This window comes from Paludisphaera soli (assembly GCF_011064595.1).
Taxonomy (GTDB): Bacteria; Planctomycetota; Planctomycetia; order Isosphaerales; family Isosphaeraceae; genus Paludisphaera; species Paludisphaera soli.
In genome coordinates this window covers 1-317 of record NZ_JAALJI010000172.1, presented here as the reverse complement: position 1 = coordinate 317, position 317 = coordinate 1, and the positions used below count along the sequence as shown (strand labels likewise).

The window sequence follows — 317 nt, the reverse complement described above, 5'->3', positions numbered from 1 at the left end:
GATGTGCCGGGTCCTGGCCCTCTCCCCCGGCGGCTACTACGACTGGCGGGGAAGGCCGACGAGCGGCAGGACGAGGCGGAGCGAGGCCCTGGTGATCTCGATCAAGGCCATCCATGCCGAGGTGAAGGCCCGCTACGGCAGCCCGCGCATCCACGCCGAGTTGGCGGCTCGGGGCGAGGCGTGCTGCGTCAACACGGTGGCCAAGCTGATGCGCGAGCACGGGGTCGCCGCCAAGACCAAGCGGAAGTTCCGGTGCACGACCGACTCGAACCACGACCGCCCGGTGGCCGACAACGTCGTGGACCGCCAGTTCGAGC

1 protein-coding gene is annotated in these 317 nt (G+C 70.3%); it reads left to right on the top strand.

What is annotated here, in order from left to right; all coding sequences use genetic code 11:
• Positions 1-317 (top strand): IS3 family transposase (locus G6O68_RS32185; RefSeq protein WP_165253856.1); only part of this gene is annotated, 317 nt, incomplete at both ends.